The following is a 17,207-nucleotide window of genomic DNA, read 5'->3' as shown; positions in this document are numbered from 1 at the left end:
GTCGTCCCGGTCGAATACTAGCCCCAACCGGGCTTATGCAACACCCTGATGACCGCTCAGATGGTGCGCCAGACGCGCCGCGAGCACGGCGGCGAAGAAGGTCGGATTCGCCTCGGCGGATGTCGGGAACACGCTGCTCGACGCGATGTACAGGTTCGAGGTGCCGTGCACGCGCAGGTCGGAGTCCACGACTCCGTCGCCCGGTTCACGGCTCATCCGGGTCGTGCCGATGCTGTGGAACCCGTCCGTCGTCTGTTCCCAGGCGAAGCGCCGCACCGCACCGGCGTCCTCGCCGAGATATTCGATCCGGCCGATCCCTGCGGCGCGCAGTTCGGCGTCGAGCAGATCGTGACAGGTCAGCAGCGAATCGACGTCCTCCTCGAGGAACCGGTAGTCCACGTCGAGCACCTCGTCGCCGTTCGCGTCGATCGACAGCGTGAGACGGCTCTCCGGATTCGGCAGCTGCTCCCCGTGATAGTGGATCGCGTATCTGCCGCCCTCGTTGCGCAGGATGAACCCCGGCTTGCGCACGCGTGACGCGTAGCGGCGGCGGATGATGTCGATGACGTCGGCCGCCGCGCGGAACGGGCGGCGCACGATGTTCCCGATGTGCTTGCCCACGTGGTACGGACGCGGACCGACGTGGCGCTGGCGGATCCCCTCCGCGAGGATGAGCCGTCCGATCGGGCGGATCGCCAGTCCCAGGAATACCGCCGAGAGCGTCGCGTTGCGGTGCTCGTACTCGTAGAACGGCGGATTGTCGACGTAGAAGCTCGTGTTCAGTACACGGTGACTGCGCTGCGCCGCTTCCGCGAGCGTGAACCTTCGCCGGGTGTAGGTGCCGGTCTCGTCCTGCACGAAGTCCAGCTCCGCGACATCCGCCGGGTCTTCGAGGACGATGTCGGCGATGCTGCCGGTGGTGTGCCCCATGTAGTAGCGGCCCAGCGGGCCGTCCGCACCGCCGAAGCGGGCGGGCTGTCGTCGCTGGATGCTCAGCAGCAGACGGGTGATCTCCAGCCCGCCCATGGCGAGCGCATACGAGGATGCGGAGATTCGGACGGTCGCCGCTGCCTGACGCACGACCAGCCCCTCGACGGCCCCGTCGTCGCCGAAGTCGATGTCGGTCAGGCGCGCGTCGAACAGCGTGTCCACCAGCGGATGCTCGGCCACCCGGCGCCCGAGCCCCGGGGCGAGTTTGGGCTGTTGCGCCCAGCGCTCCAGATTCGACATGGTGAACTCGGAGAGCCCCGGCAGATCGGGCAGGTCCGAGCGGAACATCGCCTTCCCCGCGTCGAGATGCCGGGCGGTCGGTTCGTACCACCGCTGCACGTCCTCGATGCGTATCGGCCAGTCACTGCCCGGCACGTAGTCGCGCGGCTCGAAGTCGATCGGCTCGAACGCCACACAGCGGCCGCCCCACATCGCAGAAGTGCCGCCGAGACCCCGCCGGGTGGTCAGCACCAGTGGCGCGTGGCGCTCGTCGTCGATGATGTGCGTACGCTGCCCCGGAGCATCCTCGATGTCGTGCTTCCAGGATTCCTCGTCACCGGCGTCAACGAGCAGCACACGACTACCCGCATCCGCCGCCTCGATCGCCAGCACCAGCCCCACGGGACCCGCTCCGACCACACAGAGGTCATAGTCGTTCCCCGAGACCGAATCTGCTTCTCCCACAGTCACAGAACCCCCTCGCCGCTCTCGCGGCTCGATCCGTCGCGCTCCCAGTCGCGCGTTCCCCTCATGCGCATCGCCCGTTCCGCTCGGCGGCGCGACATGACGGTGAGAAGCGTATACCAGCCGACATCGAGGGCGCTGCGGGGGCCGCGGATAGACGCGAGCAGCGACTTCCCCCTGGACCCTGCGTGCGACGAGATGCCGAGCTCGAGGTAGCCGCGGCGCTGCCGGGCGAGAACGGCGAGCAGGCCGGCGGTGTCGCGCGGTGTGCGCACCCGCATCGGTGAAGTGCGAAGGACTTCCTTCTCCTCGTCGGAGAACTGGGCATCGAACCAGGAGTCGTCGGCCGTGACGGCGGCGAACCGCCCGAACCGCGCGTGCCCGTCCTCGCCGGTCGCATAACCGCCGGCGCCCCACAGCCGCCGCGGCGGTGCAGGGATGCGGCTGCGCGCCCGGTAATAGGAGCGCACCGGGATGCTCGCGCCGATCGCGTCGTAGACGAAGGAGGCGCGGGCCGCCAGCACGTCACCGGCATCGATCGCCGCGAACACCGCGAGCACGCTGGCCGGTTCCATGTCGATGTCGGCGTCGAGGTAGAGCCGCGGCCAGGCCGCGGCTACCTCATCCCCGTGGTTGAGTGCCGCGATCTTCGACGCCTGCGTGATCTCCTCGACCCGCACGCCGTCGAACCCGCGGGCGATCTGCGCTGTGTCGTCGGTGCAGCCGTTGCAGACCACGATCACCTCGACGCCGGGCGCGGCGCTCAGCGGAGCCAGTGATCGCAGCGTCCGTGCGATCACCGCCGCCTCGTCGTGAGCGGGGATGATCACCGCACCGGTCGCCCCAGCCAGGTCGGCGACCGGTGCAGCCGGGATGCCCCCCTCGCGGAACACGACGGCGCCGTCGGCGGGCAACTGGTCGGGATGCCTGCTCATGCTGCCTCCTCCGCGACGTGATGTGCGATCACGTACCGCGCGATCGCGATCGAACTGGTCGCCGCGGGCGAAGGCGCGTTGCGCAGCACGGTCACCGGCCCGATGCGGTCGACGGAGAAGTCGTCGAGCAGCTCTCCGCCTCTGCCCCAGGCCTGCGCGCGCACGCCAGCGGCGGTCTTGCGCTCGAGGTCGCGCATGGTCAGCTCCGGCAGGAACCGCTGCGCCTTGCGGAAGTACAGCGGCTTGATCAGCGAGCCGCTGATCTCATCTACACCCATCCGCCAGTGCTGCTTCGCGAGCGGCAACGCGCCGGGCCAGCGCAGCGACTCCCAGGTGTCCCTGGCCGAGATCTGCAGCCACCCGTACCCCTCTCGCGCCAGCGCCGGCACGGCGTTCGGTCCGACGTGCACGTCACCGTAGACCCCGCGGGTGAAATGCACGCCGAGAAACGGGAAGCGCGGGTCGGGGACCGGGTAGATCATGCCCTTGACCAGGTGAGCGCGATCGTGGCGCAACTGCCAGTACTCGCCACGGAACGGCAGGATCTTCGGTGACGGGTCGGCTCCGACCAGCGCGGCGACGACATCCGACTGCAGGCCCGCCGCGACGATGACCCGGTCGAAGACGTGCTCCGAGACGGAGGTCGTCACGCGCACTCCGCCCGGCTCGCGTCGGATGGCGGTGACCTCGCTCTGCAGCAAGATGCTGCCGCCCGCCGCCCGCACGTCCTGCGCCATGGCCTCGGTGATCGCCGCGTAGTCGACGACGGCGGTGTGCGGGGAGTGCACCGCGGCGGCACCGGCCGCGTGCGGCTCGATCTCGCGCAACCGCACCGGGTCGTCGATGCGCGCGAGGTCGGGCACGCCGTTCGCGATCGATCGCCGTTCGATCTCGGCGAGCGCCGGCAGCTCGGAATCGTCGACGGCGACGACGAGCTTGCCGACCTCGTCGTAGGGCAGCCCCTTCTCGGCGCAGTAGTCGCGGATCAGCGTGCGCCCCTGCGCGCACAGCTCTGCCTTCAGCGAGCCGGGCGCGTAGTACAGCCCGGCGTGCACGACGCCCGAGTTGCGACCGGTCTGATGCTGCGCGAGACGCTTCTCCTTCTCGAGCAGCGTCACCTCTGCTCCGGCTGCCGAGAGCTCGCGCGCCAGCGCCACGCCGACGATCCCGCCGCCGATGATGCCTGTCCTGTTCGCCATCTCCTCTTGTTCCCCGTTCACTCACGACGAGACTTTCCCCAGACCTTCATCTTGGCATTCGCTCGCGCCACCGCACGGGTAGTCTCGTCCTCGTGCGCATTCTTCTGACCGGCGGCGCCGGCTACATCGGATCCCATGTCGCTCTCGTCCTGCTGGAAGCGGGGCACGATGTGCTGCTGCTCGACGACTTCTCGAACAGCAGCCGCGAGTCGATCGCCCGGGTGCAGGACCTCGCATCCCGCACCCTTGACGTGATCGAGTGCGATCTCGCGGATCGCGCGGCGGCGGAGGCTGCGCTCAAGAAGGAGCACTTCGACGCGGTCATCCACTTCGCCGGGCTGAAGGCTGTCGGCGAGTCGGTCGCGAAGCCGTCAGAGTACTACCGCACCAATCTGAACTCCACGCTGAACCTGCTCGACATCATGCGTGAGAAGGACGTGCGCAAGCTGGTCTTCAGCTCGTCCGCGACCGTGTACGGCACTCCCGTCGAGGGCGTGGAGCGACTCGACGAGTCGCAGCCGTCGGGCACCGGCATCACCAACCCCTACGGCTGGACGAAGGCGTTCAACGAGCAGATCATCCGCGACGTGCAGGTCGCCTGGCCCGAGCTCGAGGCCGTGCTGCTGCGCTACTTCAACCCAGTCGGTGCACACCCCTCCGGCCGCATCGGCGAGGACCCCTCCGGCATCCCGAACAACCTGATGCCCTTCGTCGCGCAGGTGGCCGTCGGCCGCCGCGATCACCTCAGCGTGTTCGGCGACCAGTACCCCACCCACGACGGCACCGGCGTGCGCGACTACATCCACGTGATGGACCTGGCCGAGGGCCACGTCGCCGCGCTCGAGCACCTGTCGGCCGGCGTCGAGACCTACAACCTCGGCTCGGGCGAGGGCCAGAGCGTGCTCGACGTGGTGAAGGCGTTCAGCGAGGCTTCCGGTCGCGAGATCCCCTACGTGGTGGTCGCGCCGCGCGCCGGCGATCTGCCCACGACGATCGCCGACCCGACGAAGGCCAACCGCGAGCTGCAGTGGCACACCACGCGTTCGCTGGCCGACGCGTGCCGCGACACCTGGAACTGGCAGTCGCAGAACCCGAACGGCTTCGCCGCAGAATGATCCGTGTCGCCCGCATCCTGCTGGCGCCGTATCTCGTCGTGGTGCTGCTGCTGACGTGGCTGCCCGCGGAGGACGCCGGCAAGGTGACAGGCATCGTGGCGACGGTCGCGCACGGGCTCGAGGGTCTGGTCCCGTTCGAGGTCGGCTATCCGATCCTGGAGTTCCTCGCGAATGTGGCGATGTTCATGCCGCTCGGCGCACTCACGGCGGTGGCGTGGCCCCGCCTGAACGCGGGCTGGATCATCGGCGCCGGTGCAGTGTTCAGCACGGTGATCGAGCTGGTTCAGCTGACGATGCCGAGCAGGTACTCGACGGTCTCCGATGTGATCGCGAACACCACGGGCATGGCCGTGGGTGCGCTGGTCGCAGTCGCTTGGCGGCGCGCGCGGCGGCGACGTACGGTGAGGGCATGAGCGAGCCCGCTGCGTCTGATCCGGGTCTCACGCGTCGCGAGCTGCGGGAGCAGCGCGAACGCGAGAAGCGCGATGCCGCGCGTTCGTTCGCGTCGACGTTCGCCCCGCCCGCCGAGGCCGGGCAGGGTCGGCCGACGATCCTCACCGTATGCACGGGCAACATCTGCCGATCGCCGATGGCGGAAGTGCTGCTGCGCGCACGTCTGCCGCAGACGGTGAAGGTGCACAGCGCAGGCACGCAGGCGATGGTAGGGCACGGCATGACGCCGGACGCCCACGATCTTGCGGTCGAATTCGGGGCCGCGCCGGATGCCGCCGATGCGCACAGGGCGCGATACCTGGTCGAACCGACCCTGGCCGAGTCGGACCTGGTGCTGACGATGACGCGCGAGCATCGCAGCCACGTGGTCCAGATGATGCCATCGGTGATCCGTCGGACCTTCACGCTGCGGGAGTTCGCCCGGTTGGCCGCCCGTCTCAGCGATGAAGAGGCGAGCGGAGTGGCGGATGCTGCGGGGACGGATGCCTCGGCACGGCTGTCCGCTCTGGCGCGCGCCGTCGGCGGGCTGCGCGGCGGGGCACCCGCCGCGGACGAGGATGATGACGTCGTCGATCCGTACGGCCGCGGACGCGAGGCGTACGAGCTGTCGGCATCGCAGCTGATCCCCGCCCTCGCTCAGGTCGAGCGCCTCGCCGGTATCGCGGTCCACGCAAACGCGCAGTGACGCTCAGGGGTGTGCTCGGGGCCGACGCCGTATGCTCGAACCCGGAGGAGACGGCGTCTTAAGGGGAGAGTGTGGAGCTTCGCGATTATCTGCGCATCATGCGTGCGCACTGGATCGTCATCGTCGCAGCGACCGTGCTCGGCGCGACGATCGGGTTCGGATACAGCCTGATGCAGCCGAAGGTCTACACGGCCGAGGCCGTGGGCATCGTGGCCGCCAAGAGCGCCGACGACAGCGCCGGCAGCGCGATGATCAACAACCAGCTGGCCCAGAGCAAGGTGAAGTCCTACGTGGCCATGGGTTCGTGGACCAGCGTCGCTGAGGATGCCGCGAAAGAGCTCGGAATCGACACCCCGCCCGAGGTTCTCGTCAAACGCGTCACCGTCACGAACGTGATCGACACCGTGCAGCTGAAGGTCACGGCCCAGGGCCCGAGCCCGCGCGAAGCGCAGCAGCTCGCCCAGGCGTGGCTGAAGGGCATGGCGAATGCCATCACGAGTCTCGAGACCGGTGAGGCGGCGAAGAGCGGCGAGACCGCCCCTCAACCCGGTGTCGGTCTGGTGGTCGGCGATTCCGCCCGGCTCCCCACTGATCCGTCCTCTCCGAACACCAGGCTGAACACGCTGATCGGCGGCCTGATCGGCCTGGCACTTGGCATCGGTTACGCGTTCATCCGCAACACGCTCGACCGCCGGGTGCGGCACCCGCGTGACATTGAGCGTGAGATCGGTGTCTCGGTCATCGGCACGCTCCCGTTGGAGAAGTCCCTCGACGGGCAGCGCCAGGTGATCGACTTCGCATCCGACACCTCGCTGGGCATCTCACATCACACGATCGAGGCGATGCGCGAGCTGCGTACGAACCTGCAGTTCATCGACGTCGACAACCCACCGCAGATCGTCGTGGTGACCAGCTCGACGCCCGGCGACGGCAAGTCGACGGTCGCGGTGAACCTGGCGTCCAGCCTGGCTGCGGCCGGCCAGTGGGCGATCCTCATCGACTGCGACCTGCGCCGCCCGGTGATCGCCGACATCTTCGGAGTGCCGGGCGATGTCGGTCTGACCGACATCCTTGCCGGCCGCGCCGAGCTGCAGGATGTCGCGCACCGCCCGCGCGCCGACATGCCGCTGGCGGTCGTTCCCGCAGGCCGCATCCCTCCGAACCCGAGCGAGCTGCTGGGCTCGAAGCGCATGCGCGAGTTCCTGCAGACGCTCAGCGAGTCCGCGATCGTCATTCTCGACTCGCCTCCAGTCCTGCCGGTGACGGATGCCGCGGTGCTGGCTGCCTCGGCGGACGGCGTGGTCGTGGTGGCTTCGTCTGGCAAGACGACCTTCGACATGCTCAACCGTGCAATTGAGAACGTCCAGCGCACTAAGGGACGCGTACTCGGCATCGTGCTGAACCGGGTGCCGCGGAAGGGGCCCGGCGCGGCATATTACGGCAAGGAGTACTACGGGGCGTACGAGCGGTATTCGCACGCCGCGCCCACTGGCGAGCGCGGCACGATGCCGGAGCCCACCGGCCAGTGAGCCAGTGAGGCGAGAAGCGTTCGGCTCAGCAGTACTCCACGACCCGCTTCTGGCGCAACCCTTCAAGCAGCGCGACCACGTCGCTCTCGATGTCTCGCGGCGCCACGTCGTACCCCTCCGCGACCTTGCGCAGCAGCTCGGACTGCCCGATCGCCCTGTGCACGGACAGCACCTCCCACACCGCGTGCGCCGAACCTTCCAGCGCCAGCGGCTGCGCCAGAGCATCCGCGAGCCCCAGCACCACGGTCCGGTCGCTCCCGCCGGTCCAGGCCACGCGGGGGTCCAGCCGCCACCCCGGCTCATCCGTCAGCAGCCCGCCGTCGCCGAGCTCTTTCACGGCGAGGCGCACCAGCTCCGCGGCGTCCGCACCGTCCGGAGGCGCGCCGAGCTCGGCAGTGACGGCGGTGACCAGCTCGTGGAGAGTGACCCCGTTCGCGGATCGCCAGATGTCGGGGGCGATGCCGTCGAGCACGCTCAGACGTCCGCCCGACACCGAGCGCTGGAGCACGGCGATCCGTCCGTCGTCGTGCAGTTCCATCGCGTCGACCATGGCTCCTCGGTAGTACCGCTCCCCGGCGTCCGTCACCCGCTCCGGCGCCGGTGCCTCGAAAGCCGGCACGATGGGGTCGAACGGCGGCTCTCGGTCGAGGAGGGTCGCGACGACGTGATCCAGTGATGCCGCCTCGCGGTACCGGATGCGCACGGCGCCGCCGGTGGCGCGCAGCAGACCTTCGAGCAGGTGCAGCCCGTCGCGCAGGTCGCAGAGGTAGCTGGACTGTGGTGCGAGCGCTTCGAACGCTTCCGCGGTCGTCAGGGGCGTGACCTGGGGCGCCTCCGGTGCATCCTCGTCGCGGGTGAGCACCGCGACCGCCGAGAGCCGCAGCGGCCGGGCGGGCCAGCCGCCGCCTTCGAACTGCGACGGTGGGATCTGCTGCTTGTGCACGCGGTCGGGCTCGATCAACGAGAGCGGCTTGCGGTAGGCGACGATGCCTCCCTGGGCGTCGACGCCGACTGTCTCGTCGCTGACGTAGGCGTACCGGGCCGCGAGGTGCCGCGCGGCTGTGGTCTTGCCTGTGCCGGAGGGAGCGGTGAGCACCACGACGTGGCCGCGTTCGTCGGCGAGGCCCGCGGCGTGCAGCATCCACAGGTCGCCCCGACGGTGCTCGAGGGCGGTGTGAGTGATCCGTGTGGAGAGGTTCGACAGCATCCGTTCGGTGTCCTCGGATGCCGCGACAGTGACCGTCGCGTCGGCGTGCCGGCCGTCCGGCAGGAGCGCGTCGCGCCAGGCATCGACGACGGCCTCGCGGTCGGCGTCGCCGATCTCAGCCATGTCGATCTCGACGCTCGCGCCGACGGCTGCGACGACGATCCGCTCCCGCATACCGCCAGCGTATCCAATCGACGGTGCCTCTTCTGCGTCGCCCGTTGACACCCTGTGAGTTCTCTGAAAGGCTCACTCGCAACCGCGACGACGACGTCCGGCGCCCTCTGGGGAAGGGCACGCAGCGAACTGGGGTCTGAGGATTCAGGGAGAACCGGTTCATGCGCAAGAAGCCCCTCGCCCTCGCCGTCAGCGCGTCGATGCTCCTGTCTCTGGGCGTCGCGAGCGGCGCACCCACTTCGAGTTCCGCAGAGGAACGGTTCGAACCCGAGGTCACCTACGACTTGTCGGTCACGGATGGCGAGCGGGCGAAGATCCACGATGAGGTCGAGGCGCTCGCCGGTGTGGTCGAGAGCGCCCGTGCCGGCGACGGCAGCTACGACCCGCTCACCCTGGTGGGGGCGATGCTCGACGGCTCGAGCTACGACTCCATCTCGCGGGGTGGCACGGCGGCCACCGCATATCCGTTCCCGGTCACGAACAACGAGGCGAACCAGAACGAGTACGACCGCAAGGTGGCCAAGCTCGCCTGGGTGGTGAAGCTTGCCAAGAGTCTCGGTTTTCCCGTCGTCGTGCAGCGTCAGGCCGACAAGTACGTCTACGTCGAGATCGGCGACCCGGAAGCCCCGGAGATGGTGATGGCGCTGAGCCACCTCGATTCGCCGAAGGCGGCGGTCACCCCCGAGCAGATCGCGCGCTGGCGCGATGCGGATGGCAATCTGGGGGATCCGGATGCCTACCACTCCCCCTACATCCAGGACGGCTGGATCTACGGCACCGGCATCCAGGATGACAGCGGCCCGACGCTGGCGACCCTGCTCGCGGCGAAGGCACTGCTCGAGTCCGGCCTGCCGCTCGACCGCCGCATCCGCATCGTGATGGGCATTTACGAGGATGGCGGTCCCGGCACGCCGTCCACGGGGAACACCGGCGCATTCCAGTCGATCCCGTACAACTCGAATCCGGGTTTCTACGACAACTGGGCCTATAAGAACCTCAACCGCGAGGAGATGCCGATCGCGGGCTACACGTCGGACTCGCGGTTCCCCGTGATCGTCGGCAACTCCGGCTCGGTCACGCCGACGGTGTCGATGGATCTTTCGGCGGACGACGCGAAGGCGTTCCGGCTGACCGGCGCCACGGCCGGCGTCACCCTGCGCGATGGCGATCCGACTCTGAAGGACATCGCGTACGGCAGCACGACGCAGATCGCGTCGCGCGCGACCTTCACCCTTGATGTGTCGGATGCGGCCGCGGCCGATCGCGACCGGTTCGTCGCCGCGATCAAGGATGCGGCTAAGGAGCGCGGATGGCTGCCCGCTGCTGCGGGCACGACGCCCAAGGTGCAGACGAGCGTCGCCGACGGCGTGCTGACGCTCGAGGTCAACACCGACGTGGCGATGGAGATGCCGACGCCGCAGTACGGCAAGAACGCGGTGGTGTGGGGGATGTCGCTGCTCGCCGCCGGCTTCGACGCGATCGGCGTCGGCGCCGGCGACCTGCAGCTGAAGAAGGCCGCCGACGGCATCAGCGGTCTGTTCTTCCGGGGCGGAGTCGAGGGCGAGGCGTACATCGGCAAGTACATGGGTATCCCGAAGGACCTGCTGCGCAACCCTGCCAACGGCACGCCGAATCTGACGTTCGCCCTGATGGGCGGGATCAAGTCCGAGGAGCCGACGAGCTTCTTCTCGGGCGGCGCGCTGAGCATCCCGATGTACGTGCGCAGCATGCATGTCACCGCGGACGACTCCAGTCGGGCGACCGCCGCGGTCACGTCCGCGTTCCAGAGCAAGGGCTTCACGATCGGCTCGCTGGGTGCTCCGCTCGGCGCCGGCCTGTACGTCACGCACGACAACCCGCTGACAGCGCTGCAGTACGCCAGCTATCGGGCATCCGTCGACCAGGACCCTGAGAACTTCGCCGACCCGTACGCGCTGCGCGACGTCGTGTACCCGCAGGGCACGACGGGCGGCACGCTGGCCAGCAGCTTCCGCAACAAGATGACCGCATTCGGCGCCGTCATCCCGGGCAACGAGCGCTGGTGGCACACCGCGAACGAGCGGATGAAGCTGGGCTCCGCCGTGCAGATGACCAAGATGATGGCTGACGGGATGCTCGAGATGGCGCGCTACTCCGGACCGGCGGGGGCTCAGTTCCTATGGGCCGACCTCCCCGGGCTGAACGCGAACCGGGCCGACCTCGATCTGCTCGATGTGACGATCGGCACCTATCAGGACGCTTCGTCGAAGGTGGGCGCGAAGGCGTTGGGCGACCAGGCGCTGCTGGGTGCGACGTCGTTCACCATCCCGATGTGGAACGGGCGGGGCAATTCGACGCCCACTGCGGCGGCGTTCGAGCTCGGGCACGAACCAGGCGGTGTATATCTGCCGCTGACCGACCCCGAGTACCTGGACAGCACGTACGTGGCACCGATGCGGCTGGAGTTCAAGGTCGATCGTCCCGAGCACATGTCGGATGCCGAGTGGGCGACGTTCAAGGACGGCGGCTACGGCGACTTCGACTTCAACATCCTCGTCGGCGGCACCGTCGTGCCGCTGTCCGCGCCGAAGGGTCAGGACGCCGACGAGTTCTTCTCGTCACGCGTGTCGGCCACGAACGCCGATGCGCTGTACCTGTCGGTGAATCTGGCGGTCACGGATGCTCCGTACGCGGGTGTGAAGACGGTGCTGGCCGATTCGAAGAGCGACCTGTACACGGTGAACCCGGAGTTCCTGAAGTCGAATGCCGACCCGTTCCCGGCGCGCGGCGCGGCGGTGAAGCGCGGCTTCTTCGTGTTCGGTGACGGGCAGAAGAACGCCGAGTTCTCGTCCCCCGATGCGGTTTACGTGACGGTCGACAACGCGGTGATCGACGCCGAGCCTCAGGCCTCGGTGAAGAAGCAGAAGGGCAGTACGAACGAGCTGACGGTCACGGTGGCGGAGACGCACGTCGATGGCAGCACGTCGAGGGTGTCGGAGACGTTCACGATCAAGAACAACTCCTCGGGAACGTATGAGGTGGGCGACTACAAGGTATTCGTCGACACGAAGGGGAACGACAAGGTGAAGGAGGTGCGGATTGTTGAGTGAGAGCACCGATGCCGACCAGCGTGACGGGAGGGCCGGCGTCAGCCGGCGAGCGGTCGTCAAGGGTGCGGCTTGGTCGGTTCCTGTGGTGGCTGCCGCGGTCGCGCTGCCGCTGGCGGCCGCGTCGGTCGCCGAATCGACGCTGGCCTGGGGCCCGAGCAACGGGCCACTGCTCTCGGTCGGCCTACTGAACGGCGGCGCGACGGGCGGCGGGCTCGTCACGGTGAACGCGCTGCCGAGCGGAGCGAACTTCTTCCGCATCAGCAATCCGACGGCGGGTGCGGTCGAAGGACCGCTCACAGGGCACGTCTCGGTGAAGTGGACCAGCGGGGTGCCGCTGGCCAACGTCAAGGGCTATGGGGTCTACGCAGTGGATGGCTCGGCGGCGGCCGTTGCAGGCCGCACCGAGACGCGCAGAACGCTGCTCGGACTCGTTGGCACCTATGAGACCGAGCAGAACATCACGATCTCGAGGAACATCGCGGGCAGCAGCTCTGTGGACGTGCCCATCACCTGGGGCCTCACGAACGGCGGCGGTTTGGGGGTCTCAGTGCTCGTGAACTTCACCGCGACTCTGACGCTATTCGACAAGAACGGCGTCCAGATCGGCGATGCGGTGGCCACACCGCTGCAGGTGCCGGTGGGGTTGAACATCCTCTGAGCTGTGCGCCGTCGCAGTGCGGCTCTGCCCGAAGCCGCCCCGGCCGATACCCAGAACAGCCACTAGGCTCGTGGTCGGTGGACGCCGCAGGTGTAGTCAGGAAGGGCCCGGATGAGTGAAACCAGTCGATGGCTCGTACTCAGCAGCGGCAACGGTTCCACGAACCTCGGAGACGAAGCGATGTGGGTCGCCGCGGCTCAGACGGTACGGGAGTTCTCTCCTGTCGCGGAGATCATTACAGACGCTTCCCGGACATGGAGGAGTCCCCTTCACGGGGTATCCGCACACCCGTTCTTCCACGGAGCTCTTCGCCGCGGAGCCATAATCGATCCTCTGATCCGTCAACGCTATCCGTTGTTGGATTCGGCTGTGTCCTTTCCCGCGAAGGAGCGGCGTGCCAGCAAGCAAGCACTGCGCATTCGAGAGGGACGATCGCGGGCACATCTCGTGGAATTCTGGACCGAACAGATCCGACAGGCGAACGGTCTGATCTTCTCCGGCGCCGGCGCCATAACTCAGGACTACTCGGTGCACGGCATCTACGGATGGGCGACGCTGACCGCACTCGCCCGCCAGGCGAGTACCCCTGTTGCCTTCATCGGTCAGGGAATCGGACCCGACCTTCGGAAAAAGCACGAGCCCTACGTTCGGACAATGCTTGAGGCTGCCGAACTCGTCACTGTCCGAGAACAACGCTCGGCCGCCGCCGTTCGTGGCCTGGCACCCGACGCACCGGATCCGCTTGTCACCTATGACTGGGCACTCGCAATAGAACCGACCGCTGAGGATCGTTCGCATGCCGAGCGCATAGTCCGCGATCTGACAAACGGCCGGCCCTTCTACGCGGTTTCGTTCCACCGCCGATCAGAGTTCGCCCGTGGCTCGCTCCAACGGCTCGCACACGTCGCCGACGAGATCGTACGCGCTGCGCAGGCAAGAAACGCCGAGGTCGTCTTCGTCTCCAACATGACCGCTGGACGCTACTCAGACGATCGGGTGACGGCAGACAAGATCGGCTCGAGAATGCAGCATGCAACAGACCTGAAAGTCGTACGGCAGCGCTTAACGCCGGGAACCACGCGAGCTCTGCTGGGCTTGTCACGTGGAACGATCGCGACCCGCTATCACCCACTTGTTTTCGCGTTGTCAGAGGGCACCCCCGTCTGGGGCCTTTCATCCGACGCGTACTATGACCAGAAGCTATCAGGGATCTCCGACGCGTTCGACGTGCGCCAGAACGTCTCCAGGATCACCGACACCTCGATCTCGGGCGAGGAAATCCTCCGCAGGCTTGTCGACCAGATTCCTAAGAAGATCGAAGACGATGTCCTGATGTCGATCAAGCGGCCCTTGATCGACTTCCTCGCACGTCATAGTTAGCCTGCTTCACCCCCGTCGTTCTCCGCGTCGCGACGCATAGACCATCATCGCTCGCCCCCCGCGAATCCATCGTCTGATCCGGTACGAGCGAGCCTCCGCGCGACTCGGAATCCGCTTGGGGTCATTACGCGGGATATCGGCTCGCGGGACCCATAGAGCCCTGACGAGCAGGGCCGGCTTCACATTCCACGGAGCACTCCTCAGCTCCTCCCACCAGCTCACAGTGGATCCGTCGCCGATGTAGGTACGGTGCAGCGTCCACATTCGCTTGTCATGCTCCGTGGCATCGGATGCCGACGCGCTGAATCCCAACTGCAAGAGAAGGTCCTCCGCCGTCCAGGTCGCCCCACCCGCCTTCGCCAGACGCCAGAGCTCTCCGCGTTCCGCATCGGAGAACTGCGTCAGGGCGATCTGAGCTATGGCCGCCATCTCGGTCTCATGACGACGGGAACCGGCGGTTCGCAGCGCATGCAGTACGCCAATCAGCGCAGCTGAGGTCCTGGACGGGACGGACACATCCCTGTTACCGATGCTGAGCGTACTCCGCCCCGACCACAAGGCTTCAAACGTCGCATCTGGTCTTCCGAAGAACCCGGGGAAAGCACAATGCAGATCGAGGTCACATGGCCATTCCGCATGCACATATGTAAGAGAATGCTGCGGGAGTAGTGACGGAGTAGCACGGCCAACCCGCTGATGCCACCCACGCGCTTCGAGGAGCGAGCACAGCAGACCGAATCCCCTCGGTTCTACCAGGATGTCAGCGTCAGCGGCTATTCGGGGAGCCCGAAATCGGTAGTGGTCAGCAACAGGGCCTTTGATGGAAAGCGTGCGGATTCCACTGGCGCTCGCCAGAGTAGCGACCATCGAGTGAGCGAGAGCAGTGGCCTCGGGCACGCTCAGATGCCTCGTCATGGGCTTCTTACCTCGCGTGGCTCATCGCGCTGATCGGGCACGCGTTTCCCGGCAATCATGTGATCACGCTGCATCTTCCTTGATCGAGGCCCGGTATATTCTTGAGCGAATTAGGCGCACCATGCCGACGGGCAAGAGTCCGCTAACCACAGACTTCACAACGCGCAGATATTCGACCGGCCCGGCGCCCAGTTGTGGATAGTAACGCAGGCGTACTCGAATCTCATCGCGACGCTTCCAAAGGCGTCGCTTGCGATAATCGTCTATTGTTACGCGATAATTGCAGACGATATTCTCAAGAATTCGTAGACGATAACCCGCGAGGAGAAGCTCACACCAGAGCGCCAAGTCCTCGGCCCGGTAGTAATTCTTGTACCCTCCGACGGCTTCGATAGCACGACGCCGAATGATCGTCGCCGGATGAATCGGTGCCCTCCCGCGCATCAACAATTTCGGCGTGATTTCACCTGGCTGACCGAGGATTGCGGTCGCACCCGTATCCGATACCTCTCGAGCTTGCCCCGAGACGACGGCGAAATCCGGAAAATGAGCAAACTCGGCAAGCACAGACTCCAGATAGTCCGGCTCAGCGCGATCATCCGTGTCCATGCGCGCGATGAACTCGCCGCGTGCAAAGGAAAGGCCGTAGTTCAGCGCCTCGACAAGGCCGCGGTTCTCTTCATAACCGACAACTCGAATCCTGTCGTCGTCGAGCTCATCGACAACGGACCGCACATCTGTCGAGGACCCATCGTCTACGATCAGAAGCTCGAATCGTCGCTCCGACTGGGCGAGCACCGATTCGATTGCAGTCCGCAGCAGCACAGGTGGCGTGTTGTACTCCGCCATGAGCACCGTCACGAGCTGGGCTTCCACAAGTCCCCTTTCATGGCTTCTCCTACCGATGACCCAGGATACGTCCTAACGTAGCCGCACGCCCCGACCTCGCCCTTCGCGGGAGACCCTATGGGCGGGCACTCACACGAGAACTCGCACGCAACTGCCATGCCGAAATCCCAGTCCTCACCAGCACTCCGATTGCATATGCCCATAGCGCCCCGGTCGTCGCAAGCTGAGGGATCAAGATAAGGCCAGAGAGAATCGCGACCGCCAGAGCAATCGCGGATCCGGTCAACTGCCTGCCGTAGTTGTTGTGGACGGAAAGCGCAGTGCTGATGAAGAAGAGCGAGGGCTGACAACAGGCGATAACGAGGAGGGGGAGCACGAACCCCGGCTGGATCGAGAAGAACGGGCCGAGGAACACTGGATAGAGGAAGTAGGCACCGACGATGGCAGCGCCAGAGATGAGCGCGACGACGAGGGCGGTAGCCCTCCCGGCGCGAACTGCTGCTCCCACGGTGAGCTGTTCTCGGCCTTCTGCTCGAAGGCGCCGGGCGGTGGGTATCCATGCTTGGGCATGACCGTTCAGGACAATCTCCGAAAAGAATGTCAGATACATCACGACGGCGAACAAGCCAACCTCCGCTGCTCCATCGCTCACCGCCAGCGTGTACTGCGGGACGGTCTGCAGCAACATGGATGCCGCAGCCGCAAATGCCAGAGGAAATCCAGCGCGAAGAACAAGTCTGATGTCCGTACCGTCCACAGGCACCGAACGCGCTTCCGCAGACACTGCGAGCCGTAGTGCCCATGGGATCATGATCGCCGTCGTCGTAATCAAAACTGCGGCGGTTACCAAGAGCGTGACGACCAGGTCCCGAGAGTAGAAGCCGATCACAAAGGCGGGGACCACCGTCATCGCTGCGTTAGCGACGGCGATCACGGCAATGCGGGAATACTCCGCTGCCCGTTGCAGATAGCCACTGGCGAAGTCCGCGTAGGCGTCGGGGACCTTCATGATTGCGACGAGAACGACGACGAGAAAGTGCTCCCGCACGAAGAAGGCTGCGGCCGCGGCCACGAGGATGAACGCGACCGTCGTCAACAGGTTCCGAACGAACTCATACGTGCGGAGAGAAACGTCCTTCGAGAAGGTCAGAACCAGGTTACGAAGACCCCACCCCGCGAGGACATAGAACGGAGAAACGACCGCCAGCGCAAGAGCGTATTCCCCCACCGCATCCACTCCGAACAGGTGGGCAAAGATGAACGTGAGCGAAAATTGCGAGATATATCTGATGACGCTAGAGAGAATGAGGTAATTCGATGGGCTTCTCACACCGCGCTCCGAACT

14 protein-coding genes are annotated in these 17,207 nt (G+C 66.4%); 7 read left to right on the top strand and 7 right to left on the bottom strand.

Annotated features, from left to right (window positions below; all coding sequences use genetic code 11):
- Nucleotides 1–33 precede the first annotated feature (33 nt).
- The 3 genes from ACFVDO_RS12815 to lhgO all read right to left on the bottom strand — a co-directional run bounded on the left by ACFVDO_RS12815 (nucleotide 34) and on the right by lhgO (nucleotide 3,808).
- On the bottom strand, nucleotides 34–1,611 hold the full coding sequence (locus ACFVDO_RS12815; protein ID WP_378886864.1) for a GMC family oxidoreductase: 1,578 nt from the start codon (nucleotides 1,609–1,611) through the stop codon (nucleotides 34–36).
- 65 nt (nucleotides 1,612–1,676) lie between these two features.
- Complete coding sequence (locus tag ACFVDO_RS12810; protein WP_378857786.1) at nucleotides 1,677–2,609, bottom strand: glycosyltransferase; 933 nt, start codon at nucleotides 2,607–2,609, stop codon at nucleotides 1,677–1,679.
- Nucleotides 2,606–3,808: an L-2-hydroxyglutarate oxidase gene (gene lhgO / locus ACFVDO_RS12805; protein WP_378857787.1), complete on the bottom strand. Its 1,203-nt coding sequence runs from the start codon at nucleotides 3,806–3,808 to the stop codon at nucleotides 2,606–2,608. The genes ACFVDO_RS12810 and lhgO overlap by 4 nt, the downstream gene beginning before the upstream one ends.
- A 92-nt stretch (nucleotides 3,809–3,900) precedes the next feature.
- Between lhgO and galE the strand changes: the two genes are divergently transcribed.
- The 4 genes from galE to ACFVDO_RS12785 all read left to right on the top strand — a co-directional run bounded on the left by galE (nucleotide 3,901) and on the right by ACFVDO_RS12785 (nucleotide 7,590).
- On the top strand, nucleotides 3,901–4,923 hold the full coding sequence (gene galE / locus ACFVDO_RS12800) for a UDP-glucose 4-epimerase GalE (protein ID WP_378857788.1): 1,023 nt from the start codon (nucleotides 3,901–3,903) through the stop codon (nucleotides 4,921–4,923).
- Nucleotides 4,920–5,336: a VanZ family protein gene (locus ACFVDO_RS12795; protein WP_378857789.1), complete on the top strand. Its 417-nt coding sequence runs from the start codon at nucleotides 4,920–4,922 to the stop codon at nucleotides 5,334–5,336. Before galE ends, ACFVDO_RS12795 begins: the two co-directional genes overlap by 4 nt.
- A complete protein-coding gene (locus ACFVDO_RS12790; protein ID WP_378857790.1) occupies nucleotides 5,333–6,061 on the top strand; it encodes a low molecular weight phosphatase family protein in 729 nt (242 codons plus the stop codon). Before ACFVDO_RS12795 ends, ACFVDO_RS12790 begins: the two co-directional genes overlap by 4 nt.
- A gap of 71 nt (nucleotides 6,062–6,132) precedes the next feature.
- Nucleotides 6,133–7,590 (top strand): polysaccharide biosynthesis tyrosine autokinase, encoded by a 1,458-nt coding sequence (locus ACFVDO_RS12785; RefSeq protein ID WP_378857791.1) that lies wholly within the window; start codon nucleotides 6,133–6,135, stop codon nucleotides 7,588–7,590.
- 25 nt (nucleotides 7,591–7,615) lie between these two features.
- Here the strand turns inward: ACFVDO_RS12785 and ACFVDO_RS12780 are convergent, their stop codons facing one another.
- A complete protein-coding gene (locus tag ACFVDO_RS12780) occupies nucleotides 7,616–8,971 on the bottom strand; it encodes a PqqD family peptide modification chaperone (RefSeq protein WP_378857792.1) in 1,356 nt (451 codons plus the stop codon).
- 161 nt (nucleotides 8,972–9,132) lie between these two features.
- Here ACFVDO_RS12780 and ACFVDO_RS12775 point away from each other — a divergent pair, with 161 nt between their 5' ends.
- The 3 genes from ACFVDO_RS12775 to ACFVDO_RS12765 all read left to right on the top strand — a co-directional run bounded on the left by ACFVDO_RS12775 (nucleotide 9,133) and on the right by ACFVDO_RS12765 (nucleotide 14,098).
- Entirely contained in the window at nucleotides 9,133–12,060 is a 2,928-nt protein-coding gene (locus ACFVDO_RS12775) for a M20/M25/M40 family metallo-hydrolase (RefSeq protein ID WP_378857793.1), read from the top strand.
- Nucleotides 12,053–12,718 (top strand): hypothetical protein, encoded by a 666-nt coding sequence (locus ACFVDO_RS12770; protein ID WP_378857794.1) that lies wholly within the window; start codon nucleotides 12,053–12,055, stop codon nucleotides 12,716–12,718. Before ACFVDO_RS12775 ends, ACFVDO_RS12770 begins: the two co-directional genes overlap by 8 nt.
- 111 nt (nucleotides 12,719–12,829) lie before the next feature.
- Nucleotides 12,830–14,098, top strand: a complete 1,269-nt coding sequence (locus tag ACFVDO_RS12765) for a polysaccharide pyruvyl transferase family protein (protein ID WP_378857795.1) — start codon at nucleotides 12,830–12,832, stop codon at nucleotides 14,096–14,098.
- Between the two features lie 6 nt (nucleotides 14,099–14,104).
- Here the strand turns inward: ACFVDO_RS12765 and ACFVDO_RS12760 are convergent, their stop codons facing one another.
- The 3 genes from ACFVDO_RS12760 to ACFVDO_RS12750 form a co-directional block, all read right to left on the bottom strand.
- A complete protein-coding gene (locus tag ACFVDO_RS12760) occupies nucleotides 14,105–14,965 on the bottom strand; it encodes a nucleotidyltransferase family protein (protein WP_378886867.1) in 861 nt (286 codons plus the stop codon).
- A gap of 111 nt (nucleotides 14,966–15,076) precedes the next feature.
- Nucleotides 15,077–15,889, bottom strand: a complete 813-nt coding sequence (locus ACFVDO_RS12755) for a glycosyltransferase (protein ID WP_378857797.1) — start codon at nucleotides 15,887–15,889, stop codon at nucleotides 15,077–15,079.
- Nucleotides 15,890–15,977: 88 nt separating this feature from the next.
- Nucleotides 15,978–17,192: a lipopolysaccharide biosynthesis protein gene (locus tag ACFVDO_RS12750; protein WP_378857798.1), complete on the bottom strand. Its 1,215-nt coding sequence runs from the start codon at nucleotides 17,190–17,192 to the stop codon at nucleotides 15,978–15,980.
- Between the last annotated feature and the right edge of the window lie 15 nt (nucleotides 17,193–17,207).

Source organism: Microbacterium sp. NPDC057741 (assembly GCF_042798735.1).
GTDB lineage: Bacteria > Actinomycetota > Actinomycetes > Actinomycetales > Microbacteriaceae > Microbacterium.
Note: the sequence above shows the minus strand (reverse complement) of the source record. Positions and strands in the feature narration are given on the sequence as shown.